The organism is Vibrio makurazakiensis, assembly GCF_050337375.1.
In the GTDB taxonomy this organism is placed as follows: Bacteria; Pseudomonadota; Gammaproteobacteria; order Enterobacterales; family Vibrionaceae; genus Vibrio; species Vibrio makurazakiensis.
Map to the genome: position 1 here is coordinate 54,251 of NZ_JAKJSW010000020.1, position 22,815 is coordinate 77,065.

Consider the following 22,815-nt stretch of genomic DNA (forward strand, 5'->3'; position numbering starts at 1 on the left):
TAAATAAGAATGTATCTCAGTCCATTTCTGAAAATTAATTACACCCCTGCAAAAAATAGCCAAACACAATACTCAAATAGATTTGCGAGCAACCTATCAAATATCAATAAACATGCAAAAAATCGGTACTATTTGCCTAATGTTGCGCATTTGTTATACAAACTATTCATGCGAGTGCGAAAAAAATGGTCTACATGAGGCAAGTTTCGTTGGAATTACCCAGTACAAAATTGTAGGATACTTACACATATCTGCATTTTTTGTGACTTTAGTTACAATAACGGATTGTAGATAAATCGGTGTTATTCAAATCCAACCTATATAAACCACTAGTTTGTGGTTAAAAAAAGACGAATAACACTATGGATTGTTTTTCTCGCAAAATTTTTCCTGCGAGATACGGAAAGGACTCAAACTGGCTCACCTAGGGCTGGTTTAGATTCATAACTATAAAAGGACAAGGCACAACGGCTTAGGCGAGTTGTACCTAGAATGAACTGGAAGGATGTATCTATGGTAGATAGAGAGCAGAGTGCACAGGGCATGTATACTCCGGAATTGGAGCATGATGCATGTGGTATCGGTTTTGTTGCTCACCTCAAAAACCGTAAATCTCATGATGTAGTAACTCAAGCACTCGATATGCTAGCGCGTATGGAACACCGTGGTGGTCAAGGTTGTGATCCTTGCTCAGGTGATGGTGCTGGTATCTTGCTACAAAAACCTCATGAATTTTTACTTGAAGAATCAGTGTCGCTTGGTATCAAGCTACCTTCTTTCGAGAAATACGGTGTAGGTGTAGTACTTTTCCCTAAAGATGAACACAAACGTGCACAATGTCGCGATATTCTAGAACGTAACGCTCAGCGTCTTGAGCTAGAAGTTTTAGGTTACCGTGAGTTGCCAACAGATAACTCAATGATTGGTGCTGACCCGTTAAGCACTGAGCCTCAATTTGAACATGTATTTATTTCAGGTGGCCCAAGCACAACCCCTGAAGAACTAGAACGTAAACTTTACGTTCTACGTAACTATACCGTTCGTGTGTGTCTTGAAAGCGTATCAAACATTGGCGATGATTTTTACATCAACTCAATGTCTTACAAGACTTTGGTATACAAAGGTCAATTAACAACTGAGCAAGTTCCTCAGTACTTCTTGGACCTGCAAAACCCAACGATGGTAACGGCTCTTGCATTAGTTCACTCTCGTTTCTCAACCAATACATTCCCTCGCTGGCGTCTAGCTCAACCATTCCGTTACATCGCTCATAACGGCGAAATCAATACGGTTCGTGGTAACTTGAACTGGATGAAAGCACGTGAAGCGATCATTGAATCTGATCTTTTCACTCAAGCTGAAATCGACATGCTTCTTCCTATTTGTCAGGAAGGCAGCTCGGATTCATCAAACTTCGATATGGCACTTGAGCTCCTAGTTCTATCTGGTCGCAGCCTGCCACATGCGTTAATGATGATGATCCCTGAAGCATGGCAAGAAAACAAAAACATGGATCCAACTCGTCGCGCGTTCTATCAGTATCACGCAAACGTAATGGAACCATGGGATGGCCCAGCATCAGTATGTTTCACCGACGGTGTTCAAGTAGGTGCAACTCTTGACCGTAACGGCCTGCGCCCTTCTCGCTATACAGTGACGAAAGATGACTTCCTAGTAATGGCTTCTGAATCTGGTGTTGTTGAAATCGAACCAGAAAACGTTGAGTTCCGTGGTCGTCTACAGCCAGGTCGTATTTTCGTTGCCGATCTAGAGCAAGGTCGCATCATTTCTGATGAAGAAGTGAAAGATGGCATCGCCAACGGTCAGCCATACGAGCAATGGGTTAAAGACAACCTACTAAGCCTAAAAGAGTTGCCTGAAGCAGATAACGCACACAGCCAACCTTCTCCAGAACGACTAATGCACCACCAGCAAGCGTTTGGTGTAAGTTCTGAAGAAGTAAATGAAATCATCGTTCCTCTTGCTAAAACTGGCTACGAGCCACTTTCTGCAATGGGTGCCGATTGGCCGTTAGCGATTCTTTCGCATCAATCACAACATCTATCTAACTACTTCAAGCAGTTATTTGCTCAAGTAACTAACCCGCCTATCGACCCGATTCGTGAGCGCATGGTTATGTCTCTGAACACTTACCTAGGTAAAGATCAGAACTTACTTGCTGAAACACCAGAGCATTGTCAAAAAGTAGAATTAGAATCTCCAGTACTTTCAAATGCTGAACTTGAAAAACTTCGCGCTATCGATAACGAGCACTTACAAGCTAAGACGCTAGACATCGTATTCCGCGCAAGTGAAGAAGAAGGCAAACTTGAACGTGCTCTTAAACGTGTTTGTCAGTATGCAGAAGATGCTGTAATCGATGGTTACTCGATCATCCTTCTAACTGACCGTGCGGTTAACTCTAACCACGCTGCTATTCCAGCAATGCTGGCTGTTGGCGCGGTTCACCACCACCTAATCCGTAAAGGCTTACGTGCGAAGTGTGACATCGTAGTTGAAACAGGTGACGCACGTGAAACACATCACTTTGCGACTCTAGTAGGTTACGGTGCTAACGCTGTAAACCCATACCTAGTGACTGAAACGATCATTGATCTACAGCGCACCAAGAAACTAGATCCAACACTATCTTCTGATGAGCTATTCGATAACTACCGTAAAGGTGTTAACGGCGGTCTTCTTAAGATCTTCTCTAAGATGGGTATCTCTACGCTTCAGTCTTACCACGGTGCTCAAATCTTCGAAGCACTAGGTATCAGCAAATCTGTTGTAGAAAAGTACTTCACAGGTACAGTTTCACGTATCCAAGGTTTGACGATTGATGACATTGCAAAAGAAGTGCTAGTTCGTCACCGTGTTGGTTACCCGACACGTGAGATCCCAGTACAAGTTCTTGATGTTGGTGGTGTTTACCAGTGGAAACAACGCGGTGAAAAACACTTATTCAACCCTGAAACTATTTCTCTACTTCAAGAATCAACTCGTAACAAAGATTACGCACAGTTCAAGAAGTACGCTAAAGCAGTTGATGACCAAGGCGATAACGCAGCAACATTGCGTAGCCAACTAGCATTCATTAAAAACCCGGCAGGCTCTATTCCTCTAGCGGAAGTAGAACCGATTGAGAATATTCTTAAGCGTTTTGCTACCGGTGCGATGAGCTTTGGCTCTATCTCACACGAAGCTCACTCAACACTTGCTGTTGCAATGAACCGTATCGGCGCTAAATCTAACTCAGGCGAAGGTGGTGAAGACCCAGTTCGTTTCGAGCGTAAAGAAAATGGCGATTGGGAACGTTCAGCAATCAAACAAGTAGCTTCAGGTCGTTTTGGTGTTACCTCTTACTACCTATCTAATGCTGATGAACTTCAGATTAAGATGGCACAAGGTGCTAAGCCAGGTGAAGGTGGTCAATTACCAGGCGATAAAGTTGATGATTGGATCGGTGCTACACGTCACTCGACTCCAGGCGTTGGTCTAATTTCACCACCGCCACACCACGATATTTACTCAATCGAAGATTTAGCTCAGCTAATTTACGATCTGAAAAATGCGAACCGTGCTGGCCGCGTAAACGTGAAGCTAGTATCGGAAGCGGGTGTTGGTACGATTGCATCAGGTGTAGCTAAAGCAAAAGCTGATGTCGTTCTTATCGCTGGTTTTGATGGTGGTACAGGTGCATCTCCAATGTCTTCTATCCGTCACACAGGTCTCCCATGGGAACTTGGTCTAGCGGAAACGCATCAGACTCTACTGAAAAATGGTCTACGTAACCGTATCGTTGTTCAGTCTGATGGTCAGATGAAGACTCCTCGTGACCTTGCAGTAGCAACGTTACTAGGTGCCGAAGAATGGGGTGTAGCAACTGCAGCATTGGTTGTTGAAGGCTGTATCATGATGCGTAAGTGTCATAAGAATACCTGCCCTGTTGGTATCGCAACACAGAACAAAACACTGCGTGAACGTTTCGACGGCCGCGTAGAAGACGTAGTGACATTCTTCCAGTACATGGCTGAAGGCCTACGTGAAGTGATGGCTGAACTTGGCTATCGCACAATTCAAGAAATGGTTGGTCAATCTCAGAAGCTAAAAGTTCGTGAAGACATCGGCCACTGGAAATACAAAAACCTAGATCTAACGCCTGTTCTACACATTGAACCTGCGCGTGAAGAAGATGGCGTGTACAACCAGACACAACAGAATCACAACCTAGAAGACGTTTTAGACCGCAAGTTGATTCAAGCTGCTATCCCAGCACTTGAGAAAGGTGAAGCCGTTAAAGCTGAATTCCCTATCATCAACACCGACCGTTCTGCGGGTACTATGCTGTCGAACGAAATTTCGAAAGTGTACAAAGACAAAGGTCTCCCTAAACCAATGGACGTTAAGTTCTACGGTAGTGCGGGTCAGTCATTCGGTGCATTCCTTGCGAAAGGTGTGAAATTCGAAGTAGAAGGCGACGCGAACGACTACTGGGGTAAGGGCCTATCTGGCGGTACTTTAGTACTTTATCCTGATGCAAGATCTTCAATTATTGCTGAAGATAATATTGTTGTCGGTAACGTATGTTTCTATGGCGCAACTTCAGGTGACTCTTACATCCGCGGTATGGCTGGCGAACGCTTCTGTGTTCGTAACTCAGGCGCTAAAGTGGTTGTAGAAGGTGTTGGTGACCACGGTTGTGAATACATGACTGGCGGTATTGCTGTGATCCTTGGCTCTACTGGGCGTAACTTTGCAGCAGGTATGAGTGGCGGTGTCGCTTATGTTTGGGACAAAGCTGGCGACTTCGAAAGTAAGCTAAACGCTGAACTTGTCGACCTAGATCCAATCGAAGCAGAAGATAAAGCTCTGCTGAAAGAAATGCTAACTAAGCATGTTGAATTCACAGGAAGTGAAGTTGCTCAGTCTTTCCTAGACAACTTTGAAGTAAGCATTCAATCACTGGTTAAAGTAATGCCACGTGACTACAAAGCTGTACTTCAAAAGCGTAAAGCTGAAGCACAACAGACACAAACGGAAGAAGTGGAGGCAGTATAATGGGTAAGCCTACTGGATTTTTAGAACACGGTCGTGAGCTTCCAAAGAAGCTCGACCCATCAGTTCGTATTGAAGACAACAAAGAGTTCGTCCTAAACGAAGAGTTTGGTGAGAAAATTGGAACTCAGGCTTCTCGTTGTATGGACTGTGGCGTACCTTTCTGTCACAGCGGTTGTCCGATTGGTAACATCATCCCAGAGTTCAACGATGCGGTATATCGTGACAGCTGGGAAGAAGCTTGGAATATCCTAAGCTCTACCAACAACTTCCCTGAATTTACAGGTCGTGTATGCCCTTCACCTTGTGAAAGTGCATGTGTTTTGGGTATCAACCAAGACCCAATTACGATCTGTAATATCGAAAAGACAATTGTAGAAACTGCGTACCGTGAAGGCTACGCAAAGCCTAAAACACCGCGTTCTCGTACAGGTAAAACTATCGCGATTATCGGTTCAGGCCCTGCAGGTTTAGCAGCCGCTGAACAGCTTAATAGCGCAGGTCATTCTGTTACGGTATTCGAACGTGATGAAAAAGTCGGAGGCCTACTGCGATTCGGTATTCCAGACTTCAAACTAGGTATGGACGTTATTGACCGTAAGATCAATATGATGGCTGAAGCTGGCGTTGAGTTTAAAGTTAACCAACACATTGGTGTTGATGTTAATGCTCAACAACTTCGCCAAGAGTTTGATGTAGTTCTACTTACTGGTGGTTCTACCGTACCTCGCGATCTACCAATCCCAGGTCGAGAGTTCAAAGGCGTCCACTTCGCGATGGAGTTCCTTGGCCAAAATAATCGCCGAGCTAACAACTTAGACCTTAAAACAGAAGAGATTCACGCTAAAGATAAACACATTGTGGTTATTGGCGGTGGTGATACAGGTTCTGACTGTGTAGGTACTTCAAACCGCCATAAGGCAGCAAGCATTACTCAGGTTGAGATCATGCCGATCCCACCGGAAAAGCGCCCTGCCAATATGCCTTGGCCTCAATATCCAATGATCATGAAAACAACGACTTCTCATGAAGAGGGTTGTGAACGTCATTGGAATATCCTGACCAAAGAATTTATCGGTAACGATAAAGGCGAGGTAACAGGTCTACGTATTGCTGATATCGTATGGCAAGACGCGAAACCAGGCGAACGTCCAGGTTTTGAAGAAGTAGCTAACACTGAGCGTGTTATCCCATGTGATATGGCATTCCTAGCAATGGGCTTCTTGCACCCAGAACCAACAGGTGTACTTGCTCAACTTGATATCAAACTTGATGAGCGCGGTAACGTAGCCTCTGAAGGTTTCGCAACCAACCAAAAAGGCGTTTTCGCTGCTGGTGATATGCGAACGGGTCAATCTCTAGTTGTTCGTTGTATCAATGAAGGTCGCGAATGTGCGATTGCTATTGATGACTACCTAATGGGTAACTCTAACCTAGAAGCGAAAGCAGATTCACTCATGCTTTCCGCATAATATTTCTCAGGCTAGCGTCAATGACGTTAGCCTAGAGGAAAAAGTAACACCCTTCCTAACTTTTATATTTGGCTAGCACTCGATGCTAGCCTTTTTTATTCCTACCACACAAATAAATGTTACAAAAATGTAACAACAAAAACCCTATCCCTTTGATATAAATAGCAATAAACAGACTAATACTTGGCTATTGTCTAGCTTGCGTGATAAATGACCATAAACTTGACCTTTTACACAATTAGCTATACGTTGTGAAATCGATGAAAATTAAAACAATAGATTTTGTTAACGAATTCAATAACGATTACTAATTAACTATGCACATATAAGAAATATAATGAATAGTTAGTCATTTACTGTCTGGATGACAGAGAAGCAAAGGGAGAATTGCAATGGCTCTATATGATCCTAGTCTTGAAAAAGACAACTGTGGATTTGGTTTAATAGCGCAAATGGAAGGGCAACCTAGCCATAAACTCGTTCGTACCGCGATTTCAGCACTAGACCGAATGACTCACCGTGGTGGTATCGCTGCAGATGGGAAAACCGGTGATGGCTGTGGCCTACTGCTACAAAAGCCTGATTCCTACCTACGATTAATTGCCGAAGAGTTAAATTTTAAGCTCGGTAAGCAGTACGCTATTGGTATGATTTTCTTCAACCAAGACCCAGTAAAAGCCCAAGCGACCAAAGAAATCATCAATAAAGAACTCGCTCAAGAGACGTTAACGGTTACGGGTTGGCGTGACGTTCCTACTAATTCTGAAATGCTTGGTCCTATCGCAAAAAACTCAGTACCTAATATCCAGCAAGTCTTCATTTCAGCTCCAGCGGGTTGGCGCGAGCGAGATATTGAACGCCGTTTATATATTGCGCGTCGCAGAATTGAAAAACAGATCACAGAAGACAAAGATTTTTATATTTGTAGCCTTTCGACACAAGTCATCGTCTACAAAGGTTTGTGTATGCCTGCCGATCTTCCGCGATTTTACCTAGATCTTGCAGACTTACGTATGGAATCTGCAATTTGCTTATTCCACCAGCGCTTCTCAACGAATACTCAACCTCGTTGGCCACTGGCTCAGCCATTCCGTTATTTAGCTCATAACGGTGAAATCAATACCATCGAAGGTAACCGCCAATGGGCTCGTGCTCGTGCCTATAAATTTTCTTCGCCACTACTTCCGGATTTACAAACTGCCGCACCTTTTGTCAATGAAACAGGATCGGATTCCTCTAGCCTAGATAACATGCTTGACCTCTTTTTAGCAGGAGGCATGGATGTATTCAGAGCCATGAGAATGCTCGTTCCACCAGCTTGGCAAAACCACCCAGACATGGATCCAGATCTTCGTGCGTTCTATGACTTTAACTCTAAACACATGGAACCTTGGGACGGCCCAGCAGGTATCGTACTTTCCGATGGCCGTTATGCAGCATGTAATTTAGACCGAAATGGTCTACGACCAGCACGATATGTCATCACTAAAGACAATCTAATTACCTTAGCGTCAGAGGTTGGTATTTGGGATTACGCACCTGATGAGGTAGCAGAAAAAGGGCGAGTCGGCCCCGGTGAACTGCTCGTCATCGATACGCGCCGTGGAAAACTATGGCAATCTAGTGAAATCGATAACGATCTGAAAAGCCGCCATCCTTACAAAGAGTGGATGGAAAGTAACGTTCATAAACTGACTGCATTCTCTGAATTACCTGACGAACAGGTTGGAAAGCGAGAGTTTACAGAAGATCAGTTAAGTACTTATCAGAAACAATTTGCGATGAGTAATGAAGAAGTTGACCAAGTCCTACGTGTACTTGGAGATATGGGGCAAGAAGCTGTTGGTTCTATGGGTGACGACACTCCAATGGCTGTACTTTCTTCAAAAGAAAGGTTGGTGACCGACTACTTCCGTCAGAAGTTTGCTCAAGTTACGAACCCTCCAATCGATCCACTGCGCGAAAAACACGTCATGTCTTTGGCTACAAGTGTTGGCCAAGAAATGAATGTGTTCTGTGAAACTGATGGTCACGCTTATCGTGTCACATTTGACTCACCAGTACTGCTTTACTCTGATATGAAGCAACTACTAGAGCTAAGTCAAAAACACTATCGTCATTCTGTACTTGATATCAACTACGACCCGAACACCACCGACCTCGAGCAAGCGATATTGGATCTTTGCGATCTAGCAGTCGAAGAGGTCAAAGCTGGAACGGTACTGGTTGTTTTATCGGACAAGAATCTCGAAAAAGGTAAATTACCTATCCCTGCAGCAATGGCCGTCGGCGCAGTTCAAACGCGTTTGGTAGATACTAACCTTCGCTGTGATGCCAATATTATTGTCGAAACAGGCACTGCCAGAGATCCTCATCAGTTCGCAGTATTACTCGGCTTTGGTGCAACAGCTGTTTATCCTTACCTAGCGTATGAGTCTCTCAGTAAGATCATTGATGATGGTGCGCTGAATAAAGACTACCGTGATGCGATGCAAAACTACCAATACGGCATCAACAAAGGTCTGTATAAGATCATGTCTAAAATGGGTATTTCGACCATAGCTTCTTATCGTTGCTCTCAGCTTTTCGAAGCTGTTGGCCTACATAATGATGTGGTTGAGCTCTGCTTCAGAGGCGTGACGACTCGTATTCAAGGCGCAAGTTTCAGTGATTTCCAGCAAGATGTATTCAATTTATCACGTAAAGCCTGGGCTAAGCGTAAACCAATTGATCACGGTGGTTTACTGAAATACGTTCACGGTGGCGAGTACCACGCTTATAACCCTGATGTAGTCGGTACATTACAAACTGCGGTTAAGTCAGGTGAAAGCTCTGATTATCAATCATATGCTCAACAAGTTAATTCTCGTCCAGCCGCTATGCTGCGTGACTTAATGGCTCTCAAGAAATCAGACACGCCTGTATCCCTAGAAAAAGTCGAACCTAATACTGAGCTATTCAAACGCTTTGACTCCGCCGCGATGTCGATTGGCGCACTTAGCCCAGAGGCTCACGAAGCTCTCGCTACAGCAATGAACCGCTTGGGTGGCTATTCAAACTCAGGAGAAGGTGGTGAAGATCCACGTCGTTTCGGAACTGAACGAAATTCGCGTATCAAGCAAATCGCTTCTGGCCGCTTTGGGGTTACGCCACACTACCTAACCAATGCCGATGTACTGCAAATTAAAGTGGCTCAAGGTGCTAAGCCAGGTGAAGGTGGACAACTTCCAGGGCACAAAGTCACAGCAGAAATAGCGAAATTACGTTACTCGGTACAGGGAGTGACATTGATCTCCCCTCCTCCACACCATGATATCTATTCTATTGAAGATTTGGCCCAGCTAATTTTCGATTTAAAACAAGTAAACCCAAAAGCATTAGTCTCGGTAAAACTGGTATCAGAACCCGGAGTTGGCACTATCGCAACGGGTGTAGCTAAAGCCTACGCTGATCTTATTACTATCTCGGGCTATGATGGCGGAACAGCAGCCAGCCCACTAACTTCAGTAAAATACGCTGGCAGCCCTTGGGAGCTTGGCTTAGCTGAAACCCAACAAGCACTTGTTGCGAATGGCCTGCGTCACAAGATCCGTTTACAAGTCGATGGTGGTCTGAAAACAGGGTTAGATGTCATTAAAGGCGCAATTCTTGGCGCAGAAAGCTTCGGCTTTGGTACAGCTCCAATGGTAGCTATGGGCTGTAAGTTCTTACGTATCTGTCACTTAAATAACTGCGCAACGGGCGTAGCGACACAAGATGAAACTTTACGTAAGGAGTACTTTAAAGGCTTGCCTGAAATGGTCATCAATTACTTCACAGGTCTGGCTGATGAAGTTCGTCAGCATTTAGCGGATTTGGGTGTCGAAAAGCTAACAGATCTAATCGGACGAACAGATTTACTAGAAGCTGTCGAAGGCTTAACGGCAAAACAAAGTAAGCTCGATCTTTCCGGTATTTTAGAAGCGCCGATATCTCCTGAAGGTCACCCTGTTAGCTGGACGGAGCCAAACACACCGTTTGATAAAGCTGAACTTAACCAACAAATCTTAGATGATGCTTTAGCTGCTATAGAAACCCAACAAGCGACCACTCTTCACTACAACGTGATTAATACCGACCGTTCGATTGGGGCTCGTATCTCGGGTGAAATTGCACGCCGCTACGGTAACCATGGTATGGCTGGAACGCCAATTACTCTGAACCTCAACGGAACCGCAGGTCAATCGTTTGGAGTATGGAATGCTGGTGGTGTCGATTTAAATCTAACTGGTGATGCCAACGACTATGTAGGTAAAGGCATGGCAGGGGGTAAGATCTCAATCAAACCACACCAAGGCACGACTTTCCCTTGTAATGAAGCCACCATTATCGGTAATACCTGTTTATATGGGGCAACCGGAGGCAAGCTCTTTGCCGCAGGTACAGCTGGTGAGCGTTTTGGCGTTCGAAACTCTGGCACTATCTCTGTAATTGAAGGGGCCGGAGATAATGCTTGCGAATACATGACTGGTGGCATCGTTGCCATTTTAGGAGCAACAGGAGTTAACTTTGGCGCAGGTATGACAGGTGGCTTTGCCTACGTACTTGACCAAAATGATGATTTCCAAGGTCGCGTTAATAACGAATCTGTAGAAGCGATAGCTCTATCCGACCTAGCTATACACCAAGAACATTTACGTGGACTGATTGCTGAACATTTAGAAGAGACAGGTTCTGTTCATGCCGAAAATATTCTTGCGAACTTTGATGAATGGATTCCGAAGTTCTACCTAGTAAAACCACAAACCGCTGATCTGCGAACACTTCTTGGCCATCAAAGCCGCAGTGCAGCAGAACTACGTGTTCAAGCGCAATAATTGGAAGGAGCCAAACAATGAGCCAGAACGTATACCAATTTATTGACGTAAGTCGCGTAGACCCGGCGAAGAAGCCCGTCAAAATTCGTAAAATCGAGTTCGTTGAAATATACGAACCATTTACCAAGCAACAGGCAACGGCTCAAGCAGACCGTTGTTTAGACTGTGGCAATCCATATTGCGAATGGAAATGCCCAGTCCATAACTACATTCCTCAATGGCTAAAACTGGCTAATGAAGGGCGAATTATCGAAGCTGCGGAGCTTTCACACCAAACTAACAGTCTTCCTGAAGTCTGTGGTCGAGTATGTCCTCAAGACCGTTTATGTGAGGGGTCTTGCACGCTAAACGATGATTTCGGTGCAGTCACTATCGGCAATATCGAAAAATACATTACCGACAAAGCGTTTGAGATGGGCTGGAAGCCAGACATGTCAAAAGTGGAGTGGACGGATAAGAAAGTAGCGATCATTGGTGCAGGTCCAGCGGGACTGGCTGCTGCTGACGTGTTAGTTCGTAATGGTGTTAAGCCCGTGGTATTCGACCGTTACCCCGAAATCGGGGGGCTACTTACTTTTGGTATTCCATCTTTCAAACTTGAAAAAGGCGTAATGGAAAACCGCCGCCGTATTTTTTCAGATATGGGCGTTGAGTTTAAAATGAATGTTGAAGTCGGAAAAGATGTCGCCTTACAAGAGTTAGTAGATGAATATGATGCTGTCTTCTTAGGTGTGGGTACCTACAAAAACATGCGTGCCGGATTAGAGAATGAAGATGCACCAGGCGTTTATGACGCTCTCCCATTTTTGATTTCCAACACCTACAAAGTCATGGAGCTTGAAAACCCTCAGACGTTTGTTGATATGGCAGGGAAAAAAGTCGTTGTACTTGGTGGTGGTGACACGGCTATGGACTGTGTTCGAACCTCTATTCGTCAAAATGCAAAGCATGTCATTTGTGCCTATCGCCGTGATGAAGCCAACATGCCAGGGTCTAGACGCGAAGTAAAAAATGCCAAAGAGGAAGGCGTGAACTTCATGTTTAACTTGCAACCTTTAGGCTTAGAAGTCGATGCTAACGGACAAGTCACAGGTGTGAAAGTGGTAAAAACAGCGCTAGGAGAACCAGATGAAGCCGGTCGCCGCCGCCCTGAACCTGTTGAAGGCAGTGAGCATGTTCTTGAAGCCGATGCGGTGATCATGGCATTTGGTTTCCAGCCACATAAAATGTCGTGGCTAGAACCTTTTGGTGTTGAATTGGATCAGTGGGGACGAATCAAAGCCGCCCAAACTCAAGAGTTCCAGTATCAAACAACCAACAAAAAGATCTTCGCAGGTGGCGATGCGGTTCGCGGATCGGACCTGGTAGTCACAGCCATTGATGAAGGGCGAAAAGCCGCAGAAGGAATCATGGACTATTTAGAAGTATAGGTTTCCTTTATTTAACTGTCCGTTACTATTAAAAGGATCCGTACATGGATCCTTTTATTTATTCCAACACCTCTAAATCAATGTCTAAATAAACATACTGGGAAGAACAATGAAGAAAGTCGCCCTCATTATCACATCAGCGTTTGCTTTATCAGCCTGTAGTCAAAGCGTTACTAACATAACAGACAGAACAGCCTCTCTATGTGGTGAGAAACCTAACTGCGTGTCGACCCAAGACTCTCGTGATGAACACTCTTTGGCTGCGTTCGAACTGACTGACACTGCTACTTTAGATAAGATCGAACTGGTTGCTCTTTCTTTATCTGGATCAAAAACGGCCAAGAAAACAGATAACTACTTACGAATTGAATGCACTACTAGCATCATGCGATTTGTAGATGACTTTGAAGTTAAAAGAGAAGGAAACCATTTATTGGTTCGCTCAGAGTCACGCACTGGTTACTCTGATTTTGGCGTGAATAGAAAGCGTGCAGAGAAATTTAGAACAGCTTTGAAAGAACAAAAACTGATTAAATAATTGAATCAACTCATGGATAATCTTCTAAGAAGTGCTTTACCGCTGTCGCCCGGGGCTTCTCATCCATGCTACAATTTCGGCTACTGTTCAAACTTTTATTAAGAGACTACACATGAAAATCGGCATCATTGGCGCTATGGAGCAAGAAGTTGCGATCCTAAAATCTGCAATTACTGACATTCAAGAAGTGAACAAGGGCGGTTGTACCTTTTTCTCAGGTCAACTAAACGGCGTTGATGTTGTTCTTCTTCAATCTGGAATTGGTAAAGTAGCCGCGGCTGTCGGCACTGCTATTTTACTCAGTGAATACCAACCAGATGTGGTTATCAACACAGGTTCTGCGGGCGGTTTTGACGCTAGCTTAAACCTAGGTGACGTTGTGATCTCAACTGAAGTTCGCCATCACGATGCTGACGTTACTGCGTTTGGTTACGAGATTGGCCAAATGGCTGGCCAGCCTGCTGCTTTTACTGCAGATGAGAAATTGATGTCAGTGGCTGAAAAAGCGCTTGAACAAATGGCCGACAAGCACGCTGTACGCGGTCTTATTTGTACTGGTGATGCGTTTGTTTGTACTGCGGAACGCCAAGAGTTCATCCGTAAACACTTCCCATCAGTTATTGCTGTTGAAATGGAAGCATCTGCTATTGCTCAAGCTTGTCACCAATTCCAAGTACCGTTTGTGGTTGTCCGTGCTATTTCAGACGTTGCAGACAAAGAATCTCCAATGAGCTTTGACGAATTCCTACCTCTTGCAGCACAGAGTTCTTCTGAAATGGTGCTGAAGATGGTTGAACTACTTAAATAAGCACTTAAAAAATGCAAACACTGTTTGATCAAGTATTTGCGAATGGAGTGCTCCTCGTTATGTGGGGAGCACTCTTATTTCATTTAATATTACCCATCCCTTATTCAGCTCACCCTACAACTCTTTGGCACAAATTTGCAGAAATACTCGCAGGTAAAGTAAACAACAATCAAAACTACTCGCAAAGCCTACTTTCTGGCTCTCTTGCTTGTCTATTGATGTGTTTTCCCGCTTTAGCAGTACTTTGGGCACTGAAACCATTAGTTTGGCAGCCACAGTTATTCGAACTAGGCCTATTACTGCTTGCTATAGATTGGCGTAATAATGAAAAGCTAGCGAACCAACTAATCAAAGCTTTAGCTGGCGAAGATAAAAAGCTCGCGAGGCGTTTATTATCACCCGTTGTTAACCGTCAGACAGATAGCCTCTCTACACTAGGATTAGGTAAAGCAGGAGCTGAAACCATTATTATGGGTTATGGCCGCAACGTCATCTGTGTCCTTTTTTGGTATGGTATTGGCGGCGGTATTGCAGCGTTAATGTATCGATTAACTGCGGAACTTGCTCGAGCCTGGTCCCCTAGCCGACAAGAGTATTCACCGTTTGGTATTACAGTCATTCGTTTAGTGGCTGTGCTCGATTTCATTCCACTCCGCTTATTCGCGCTCATGATTGTATTTGGTACTAAAGCAAGCCACACATTCAAATCGATGCTTGCACAAAGTAAATCTTGGCCCTTACCAGGCCCTGCATGGCTAATAACATCGGTAGGTAATAAACTTGAATTGTCGTTAGGTGGACCAGCGATATACAACAATACCAAGATGATTCGCGCTAAACTCGGTGGCCGCATTGCACCATCAGCACTGCACCTATCTCAACTTCAAAAACTACTCGCATGGCGAATAATGRCATGGATCTTCCTGCAAAGTGCCGTACTACTCGCAGTTCATCAAGGTATATAGTACCAAGGAATATAAATTGAGCTTCTCTTCGTATACCCGCTATCTAACCATAGCTTCTACCATTAGCATTTTTTCGGTTTGTGCCCAGCCATCTGACAAGGTGGAGCGCGTTATTAGCTTAGCCCCACACGCTACAGAGTTAGCCTATGAAGCAGGTCTCGGCGATAAATTAATCGCAGTAAGTGAACGAAGTGACTACCCTCAAGCAGCCCAAAGCCTTGAAAAAGTCGCTAACTACAAGGGCATTAAAGTTGAAAAGATTATCGCCTTACAGCCTGATCTAATTTTAGCTTGGCCCGCAGGAAACCCTCCAAGAGAACTCGAAAAGCTAAAACAGTTTGGCTTTGAAATCTATTACTCTAAAACAAAAACTCTCGATAATATTGCGACCAATATTGAGCAGCTCAGTCAGTACTCTGATGATCCCCAGATTGGTATAAAAAACGCGAATGCTTATAAACAGCAATTAGCTGAACTCAGGAAGAAATACCAAGGTGCATCTCCTGTACGTTATTTTTACCAACTAAGCGAAAAGCCGATCATTTCAATTGCGCAGGGCCATTGGCCTAGTGAGGTATTTGAATTTTGTGGTGGAGAGAACGTCTTTAAAGACAGTGCATCCCCTTATCCCCAAGTTGGCATAGAACAAGTGGTGTTGAGTGCACCGGAAGTAATCTTCACTTCCCAACACGCAATTGATAATGGAAATATGTGGGCGTCTTGGGAAAGTGAGATTCCAGCCATAGAGAAAAATCAAATTTGGTCTCTCAATTCAGACTGGATTAATCGACCAACACCAAGAACATTGAACGCCATACAGCAAGTGTGTAATTTCTTCGATAAAGCGCGCCAAAATCGCTAACTATTTGACGTAATTTTCCGTACAATTTGCCCAATCAACCTGTTCCCTAACTTTACAAGAGCGTTAGTATCATGGACTCCATGCTGCTTTATTTTATCGATTTATTTGGCACCGCTATTTTCGCTATTTCTGGCGTAATTTTAGCTGGCCGCTTGAAGATGGACCCTTTTGGTGTCGCTGTATTAGGCAGTGTGACAGCAATAGGCGGTGGTACAATTCGGGATATGGCTTTAGGCGCTACACCCGTATTTTGGATTACAGACACCACCTATTTATGGGTAATCCTATTAACTAGTCTATTCACAATGATAATTATCCGCCGCCCAAAGCGTCTGGCTTGGTGGGTATTACCCGTATGTGATGCGATTGGGCTAGCTGTATTTGTTGGCATTGGTGTAGAAAAAGCAATGGCTTACCAAGACTCTGCGTTAGTTGCCGTAATTATGGGGGTTATCACAGGGTGTGGTGGCGGTATCATCCGCGATGTTCTTGCACGTGAAGTCCCAATGGTTTTACGAAGTGAAGTTTACGCAACAGCCTGTATCGTTGGCGGTGTGTTCCATACAACAGCCCTGACTATGGGTAGTGACTCTGAAACTGCATTTCTAGCTGGTGCATTCTCAACACTACTTATTCGATTAGGTGCAATTAGATGGCACTTATCGCTACCAACATTTGCCTTAAATAAATAGGCACCTGAATTAAAACCACTAAAAAGGGTTGGCATTTATGCCAACCCTTTTTGTTTTCTAAAGTCCGATTCATTTATGATTCGGCCCCCAATAAAATGACGCCCCTACCTTTAAGTTAAAAACCTTCGCCAACGTAGAACTGCGATTCGCAAAGGATTATCTAGCTATAAAAAAAACCCACTCAAAAGAATGGGCTTTAAGCATTTATATCCGCTTAACGGTAGCTTACGCTAGTGAAGCTTTCACTTGTGCGTGTAGCTCTTGAACTGAAGTTACTGACGTCTTCGCGTCTGCAGTGTGCGCCATACAAGTCGCGAATGCAGCGTTTAGCGTTGTCGTGTAGTTAACTTTCTCAGCCAATGCGCCACGACGAAGAACTTTAGAATCTTCAATCGCTTGACGGCCAGCAGCAGTGTTCACGATGTACGTGTACTCGTTGTTCTTGATACGATCAAGAATGTGAGGACGACCTTCGTGTACCTTGTTTACTAGACGTGGGTTGATACCCGCTTCACCAAGGATAACCGCTGTACCGTGTGTTGCGTCTAGCTGGTAACCAAGCTTAGATAGCTTAGAAGCTAGGTCAACAACACGCTCTTTGTCGCCTTCGCGAACAGAAAGAAGTGCACGGCCGCCTTCTGGGTAGATGTTGCCACAACCCAATTCAGCTTTAGAGTATGCTTCTGCGAACGTCGCACCAACACCCATAACTTCACCAGTAGAACGCATTTCTGGGCCTAACAGTGGGTCAACGCCAGGGAACTTGTTGAATGGAAGTACAACTTCTTTCACTGAGTAGTAAGGTGGGATGATTTCTTTCGTAAAGCCTTGAGACTCTAGAGATTGACCCGCCATTACACGAGCTGCAATCTTAGCGATTGGTGCGCCAGTTGCTTTAGATACGAACGGAACAGTACGTGCTGCACGAGGGTTAACCTCAATTAGGTACACTTCATTGTTCTTAACAGCAAACTGCGTGTTCATCAGACCACGAACACCCAACTCGAACGCTAACTTTTCAACTTGCTCGCGCATTACGTCTTGGATTTCTTGGCTTAGCGTGTATGCAGGAAGAGAACATGCTGAGTCACCTGAGTGAACACCCGCTTGCTCGATGTGCTCCATGATACCGCCGATAACTACGCGCTCACCATCACAAATAGCATCTACGTCAACTTCAACAGCGTCGTCTAGGAAGCTATCTAGTAGTACTGGAGATTCGTTCGATACGCTTACTGCTTCGTTGAAGTAGCGACGTAAATCTTGCTCGTCGTATACGATTTCCATCGCACGACCACCAAGTACGTAAGAAGGACGTACAACCAACGGGAAGCCGATTTCGCGAGATTTCTCTACCGCTTGCTCCATTGTTGTTACTGTTGCGTTTTCTGGCTGAAGTAGGCCTAGACGGTCTACAGCAACTTGGAAACGCTCACGGTCTTCTGCACGGTCGATTGCGTCTGGGCTAGTACCGATGATTGGTACACCAGCAGCCTCAAGAGCACGAGCCAGTTTAAGTGGTGTTTGACCACCGTACTGAACGATAACGCCTTTTGGCTTCTCTACACGTGCGATAGCTAGTACGTCTTCCAGTGTTACTGGTTCGAAGTACAGACGGTCAGACGTATCGTAGTCTGTAGAAACAGTCTCAGGGTTACAGTTAACCATGATAGTTTCGTAGCCATCTTCACGTAGTGCTAGTGATGCGTGTACACAACAGTAGTCAAATTCAATACCTTGGCCGATACGGTTTGGACCGCCACCCAAGATCATGATCTTGTCTTTGTCTGTTGGGTTCGCTTCACACTCGTCATCGTAAGAAGAGTACATGTAAGCCGTATCTGAAGAGAACTCAGCCGCACATGTATCAACACGCTTGTAAACTGGGTGGATATCGTATTGGTCACGCAGACGACGGATTTCGCTTTCTGCTACACCTAGAATCTTAGATAGGCGCGCATCAGCAAAACCTTTACGCTTAAGCTTGTTTAGCTCGTCTTTGTTTAGACCAGCAAAGCCTTTCGCTTTAAGTTCTTGCTCTAGCTTAACGATGTCTTCGATTTGAACTAGGAACCAACGGTCGATTTGCGTTAGGTTGAATACACCATCTACCGACATACCAGCACGGAATGCGTCAGCGATGTACCAAATACGCTCTGCGCCAGCTTCTTTAAGTTCGTGACGGATAGTCGTTAGAGCATCTGGTGCATCTAGGTCTACCATTTCGTCAAAACCACTTGCACCAACTTCTAGGCCACGAAGTGCTTTTTGTAGAGATTCTTGCTGGTTACGGCCGATAGCCATAACTTCACCAACTGACTTCATTTGCGTCGTTAGACGGTCGTTAGCACCTGCAAATTTCTCGAAGTTGAAACGAGGAATCTTAGTTACTACGTAGTCGATTGTTGGTTCGAATGATGCTGGCGTTGCGCCGCCAGTGATGTCATTCATAAGCTCGTCTAGCGTGAAGCCCACAGCCAGTTTCGCTGCAATCTTAGCGATTGGGAAACCTGTTGCTTTAGAAGCTAGTGCTGAAGAGCGAGATACACGTGGGTTCATCTCGATGATAACCATGCGGCCATCTTTCGGGTTAATACCAAACTGTACGTTTGAACCACCTGTTTCAACACCAATCTCACGCAGTACTGCTAGAGATGCGTTACGCATTAGTTGGTATTCTTTGTCTGTCAGCGTTTGAGCTGGAGCCACAGTGATTGAGTCACCCGTGTGAATACCCATTGGGTCGAAGTTTTCAATCGCACATACGATGATGCAGTTGTCGTTTTTGTCACGAACCACTTCCATCTCGTACTCTTTCCAACCGATAAGTGATTCATCGATAAGAAGTTCGTTAGTTGGAGATAAGTCCAAACCACGACGACAGATTTCTTCAAATTCTTCTTTGTTGTAAGCGATACCGCCACCAGTACCACCCATCGTGAACGATGGACGAATGATACAAGGGAAGCCAACCATGTCTAAAACTTTGTAAGCTTCTTCCATCGTTTTTGCTGTATCAGCAGTTGGACATTCAAGGCCAATTGATTTCATTGCTTTATCGAAGCGTGAACGGTCTTCTGCTTTATCGATAGCGTCAGCCGTTGCACCAATCATTTCAACACCGAACTCTTCAAGAACACCGTGCTTTTCTAGGTCTAGAGCACAGTTCAATGCAGTTTGGCCACCCATAGTAGGTAGAACTGCATCTGGCTTCTCTTTAGCGATGATGTTACGTACAACTTCCCATTGAATCGGCTCGATGTAAGTTGCATCTGCCATATCTGGGTCAGTCATGATTGTCGCTGGGTTCGAGTTTACAAGAATAACTCGGTAACCTTCTTCGCGAAGCGCTTTACAAGCTTGAGCACCAGAGTAATCGAACTCACATGCTTGGCCGATAACGATCGGGCCAGCACCTAGAATAAGAATACTTTTAATGTCAGTACGTTTTGGCATTGTCTACTACTCCGAATTACGCTGTGTGCTGTTTGATTAGTTCAATAAAGTGGTCGAATAACGGCGCTGCGTCTTCTGGACCTGGGCTTGCTTCAGGGTGACCTTGGAAGCTAAATGCTGGCTTATCTGTACGGTGAATACCTTGTAGAGAACCATCAAATAGTGATTTGTGCGTTGCACGTAGTGTCTCTGGAAGGGTTTCTTCGTCAGCAGCAAAGCCGTGGTTTTGCGAAGTAATCATCACAACATCACGATCTAAATCTTTAACAGGGTGGTTTGCACCGTGGTGACCAAACTTCATTTTCACTGTCTTAGCGCCTGACGCAAGAGCAAGAATCTGGTGACCTAGACAGATACCGAAGATTGGTAAGCCTTTTTCTAGGAACACTTTTGTCGCTTCAATTGCGTAAGTACATGGTTCTGGGTCACCAGGGCCATTTGAAAGGAAAACACCGTCTGGGTTCAGTGCTAGTACTTCTTCAGCAGAAGTTTCAGCTGGAACAACCGTTAGGCGGCAGCCGCGGTCAACAAGCATTCGTAGGATGTTTCGTTTTGCACCGAAGTCATAAGCAACAACGTGGTATGGTAATTCAGAGTCTGCTTTCGCTTCAGGAAGTCCACCCGTAAGCGTCCACGAACCTTGTTTCCATTGATACGCTTCTTTTGTTGTAACTTCTTTCGCAAGGTCCATACCTTTCAGGCCAGGGAATTCTTTTGCTTTAGCTAGAGCCAAAGCTTCGTCTAAATTGTTACCCGCTACGATACAACCGTTCTGTGCGCCTTTTTCACGAAGAATACGCGTCAGCTTACGAGTATCGATATCAGCGATACCAACAACGTTTTGCGACTTAAGGTAATCAGAAAGGGATTGTTCATTACGGAAGTTAGAAGCGATTAGAGGGAGATCGCGAATCACAAGGCCTTGAGCGTGGATTGAAGAAGATTCTTCGTCTTCGGAATTGGTTCCGGTATTGCCAATGTGAGGGTAAGTAAGGGTAACGATTTGTTGAGAATAGGAAGGATCAGTGAGGATTTCTTGGTACCCCGTCATCGAGGTATTAAAAACGACTTCACCAACTGCAGAACCTACAGCGCCAATGGCTTCACCGTGAAATACTGTCCCATCTTCTAGGACGAGTAGTGCTGACTTCTTCAAGACAACCTCCAGAAATAAAAATGCATTAAAATTGATTTAATTTGCAAATCTACCTTCCTGAAACACCAAAAACTGCGTGTTTATGGAAATTAGACAAATTGGCGGTATTTTAGTGATCTGCGTGATACGTGTCAACATTTAACGCAAAAGAAATTAAAGATTTGTAAGAACTGATTCAATTTCACCTATCAAAGCTTCAAAAGTTCAACTTTCAAACCAAATTAATTCGAATATTACGATTTTCTAATTTCAAACCCTAATTTTCACCCTACAATTAGTAACAAAAACATCACCAACAAAAAGCAATCGATAAAAGAGAGAGTAAACGTAACAATTCAAAGCTCTTAACCACAAACCAAAACCAAATAGGCAAAACTAACAGCTAAGTTAGTAGTTAATGAGGAGAACAAGATAATTAAAAGAAGAGTAATAGGGAGTAGTTACTAAAGAAAACATGCCAAATAAAGAAAGCGCCGGCAATTGCCAGCGCATAAATATCTATTTACAGATCATTCAAACCAAGCACATCAGTCATGGTATAAAAGCCAGCAGGCTTATCGTTTAGCCAGACAGCTGCCTTGATTGCGCCATTAGCAAAGGTCATTCTGTCCGTTGCTTTATGGGTAATTTCCACTCGCTCGCCAATATCAGCAAACATTGCAGTATGTTCACCAATGATATCGCCGGCACGAATAGTTGCAAAACCGATTTCATCTTTAGTTCGCTCACCGGTAATGCCTTCTCGTGACCACACAGCAACGTCGTTAAGTTCGTTACCCATAGCACCAGCGATTGCTTCGCCCATACCAATAGCTGTACCAGAAGGTGCATCTACTTTGTGACGGTGATGTGCTTCTACAATTTCAACATCGCAGTAATCGCCCATTACTTTAGCCGCTTTTTCTAATAACTTGAAAACGAGGTTTACACCAACACTGTAGTTTGGAGCCATCACAATCGGAGTCACTTTTGAAGCTTCAGCAATAACCACTTTTTCTTCTTCAGAAAACCCAGTAGTCCCGATAATTATTTTCTTACCGTGAGCTTTACAAAGTTCGATATTCGCCAGTGTGCTAACTGGAGCTGTAAAATCAACAATTACATCAAAATCGTTAATCGCCTTAGCTAGATCGTCAACCAGAGCAACCTCAAAATGACCTTCGCCACAAAGCTCACCAACGTCAACACCAACTAATGAAGACTCCGGGCGTTCAGACCCAGCTCCAACACTCGCGTCTGAATTATGATGTGCGGCTTTCACCAAATTTCGCCCCATACGGCCAGCTGCTCCTGCAATTGCAATTCTTACCACTGCGTTTATCTCCATCATTAAGTCTTGTCACTATTGAACAGCAACATAAATTTTCTATCTATTTAAATTAACAACAATCTCAGATTCAGGCTAGCTATAAAGCGAACTCTTTTACAACTCGCTCTAGAATCGGCACATTAGCCTCAGGGAAAGAATATTTCGGTAGTGATTCGACGCTAACCCATTCCCCTTGCTGCCCCTCTTTTCCAT

The 22,815-nt window shown here is 44.4% G+C and carries 12 protein-coding genes and 1 pseudogene; 9 read left to right on the top strand and 4 right to left on the bottom strand.

The window, feature by feature from the left end; all coding sequences use genetic code 11:
• Nucleotides 1-513 precede the first annotated feature (513 nt).
• The 9 genes from gltB (L4C33_RS02605) (at nt 514) to L4C33_RS02645 (ending at nt 16,681) form a co-directional block, all read left to right on the top strand.
• The gene (gene gltB, locus L4C33_RS02605; RefSeq protein ID WP_428810908.1) at nt 514-5,061 is read left to right on the top strand and encodes a glutamate synthase large subunit; all 4,548 of its coding nucleotides are present in this window, start codon (nt 514-516) and stop codon (nt 5,059-5,061) included.
• Nucleotides 5,061-6,530, top strand: a complete 1,470-nt coding sequence (locus L4C33_RS02610; RefSeq protein ID WP_428810909.1) for a glutamate synthase subunit beta — start codon at nt 5,061-5,063, stop codon at nt 6,528-6,530. The genes gltB (L4C33_RS02605) and L4C33_RS02610 overlap by 1 nt, the downstream gene beginning before the upstream one ends.
• A gap of 392 nt (nt 6,531-6,922) precedes the next feature.
• The gene (gene gltB / locus L4C33_RS02615) at nt 6,923-11,386 is read left to right on the top strand and encodes a glutamate synthase large subunit (protein WP_428810910.1); all 4,464 of its coding nucleotides are present in this window, start codon (nt 6,923-6,925) and stop codon (nt 11,384-11,386) included.
• Between the two features lie 17 nt (nt 11,387-11,403).
• A complete protein-coding gene (locus L4C33_RS02620) occupies nt 11,404-12,816 on the top strand; it encodes an FAD-dependent oxidoreductase (protein WP_428810911.1) in 1,413 nt (470 codons plus the stop codon).
• 109 nt (nt 12,817-12,925) lie between these two features.
• On the top strand, nt 12,926-13,354 hold the full coding sequence (locus L4C33_RS02625) for a DUF1499 domain-containing protein (protein ID WP_428810912.1): 429 nt from the start codon (nt 12,926-12,928) through the stop codon (nt 13,352-13,354).
• A 112-nt stretch (nt 13,355-13,466) separates the two neighbouring features.
• Nucleotides 13,467-14,162, top strand: coding sequence for a 5'-methylthioadenosine/S-adenosylhomocysteine nucleosidase (gene mtnN / locus L4C33_RS02630; RefSeq protein WP_428810913.1), 696 nt, complete (start codon nt 13,467-13,469; stop codon nt 14,160-14,162).
• An 11-nt stretch (nt 14,163-14,173) separates the two neighbouring features.
• Nucleotides 14,174-15,127, top strand: coding sequence for a cobalamin biosynthesis family protein (locus L4C33_RS02635; protein WP_428810914.1), 954 nt, complete (start codon nt 14,174-14,176; stop codon nt 15,125-15,127).
• A 49-nt stretch (nt 15,128-15,176) separates the two neighbouring features.
• Nucleotides 15,177-15,989: a vitamin B12 ABC transporter substrate-binding protein BtuF gene (gene btuF, locus L4C33_RS02640; RefSeq protein WP_428810921.1), complete on the top strand. Its 813-nt coding sequence runs from the start codon at nt 15,177-15,179 to the stop codon at nt 15,987-15,989.
• A 71-nt stretch (nt 15,990-16,060) separates the two neighbouring features.
• Nucleotides 16,061-16,681 (top strand): TRIC cation channel family protein, encoded by a 621-nt coding sequence (locus tag L4C33_RS02645; protein ID WP_428810915.1) that lies wholly within the window; start codon nt 16,061-16,063, stop codon nt 16,679-16,681.
• Nucleotides 16,682-16,906: 225 nt separating this feature from the next.
• Here the strand turns inward: L4C33_RS02645 and carB are convergent, their stop codons facing one another.
• From carB to L4C33_RS02665, 4 genes and pseudogenes are all read right to left on the bottom strand, one after another.
• Nucleotides 16,907-20,137, bottom strand: a complete 3,231-nt coding sequence (carB, locus tag L4C33_RS02650) for a carbamoyl-phosphate synthase large subunit (protein ID WP_428810916.1) — start codon at nt 20,135-20,137, stop codon at nt 16,907-16,909.
• A gap of 16 nt (nt 20,138-20,153) precedes the next feature.
• Nucleotides 20,154-21,293 carry a glutamine-hydrolyzing carbamoyl-phosphate synthase small subunit gene (gene carA, locus L4C33_RS02655; protein WP_048609692.1) on the bottom strand — a complete coding sequence of 380 codons (1,140 nt, stop codon included), beginning with the start codon at nt 21,291-21,293 and terminating at the stop codon, nt 20,154-20,156.
• Nucleotides 21,294-21,795: 502 nt separating this feature from the next.
• Nucleotides 21,796-22,620, bottom strand: coding sequence for a 4-hydroxy-tetrahydrodipicolinate reductase (gene dapB, locus L4C33_RS02660; RefSeq protein WP_428810922.1), 825 nt, complete (start codon nt 22,618-22,620; stop codon nt 21,796-21,798).
• A gap of 79 nt (nt 22,621-22,699) precedes the next feature.
• Nucleotides 22,700-22,815 (bottom strand): annotated as a pseudogene (locus tag L4C33_RS02665) (8-oxo-dGTP diphosphatase MutT); the annotation flags it as partial.

Coding starts and splice junctions, on each gene's coding strand:
- L4C33_RS02645 (WP_428810915.1), top strand. CDS start 16,061: ATGGACTCCATGCTGCTTTATTTTATCGATTTATTTGGCACCGCTATT.
- L4C33_RS02625 (WP_428810912.1), top strand. CDS start 12,926: ATGAAGAAAGTCGCCCTCATTATCACATCAGCGTTTGCTTTATCAGCC.
- carB (WP_428810916.1), bottom strand. CDS start 20,137: ATGCCAAAACGTACTGACATTAAAAGTATTCTTATTCTAGGTGCTGGC.
- L4C33_RS02620 (WP_428810911.1), top strand. CDS start 11,404: ATGAGCCAGAACGTATACCAATTTATTGACGTAAGTCGCGTAGACCCG.
- gltB (WP_428810910.1), top strand. CDS start 6,923: ATGGCTCTATATGATCCTAGTCTTGAAAAAGACAACTGTGGATTTGGT.
- dapB (WP_428810922.1), bottom strand. CDS start 22,620: ATGGAGATAAACGCAGTGGTAAGAATTGCAATTGCAGGAGCAGCTGGC.
- L4C33_RS02610 (WP_428810909.1), top strand. CDS start 5,061: ATGGGTAAGCCTACTGGATTTTTAGAACACGGTCGTGAGCTTCCAAAG.
- mtnN (WP_428810913.1), top strand. CDS start 13,467: ATGAAAATCGGCATCATTGGCGCTATGGAGCAAGAAGTTGCGATCCTA.
- gltB (WP_428810908.1), top strand. CDS start 514: ATGGTAGATAGAGAGCAGAGTGCACAGGGCATGTATACTCCGGAATTG.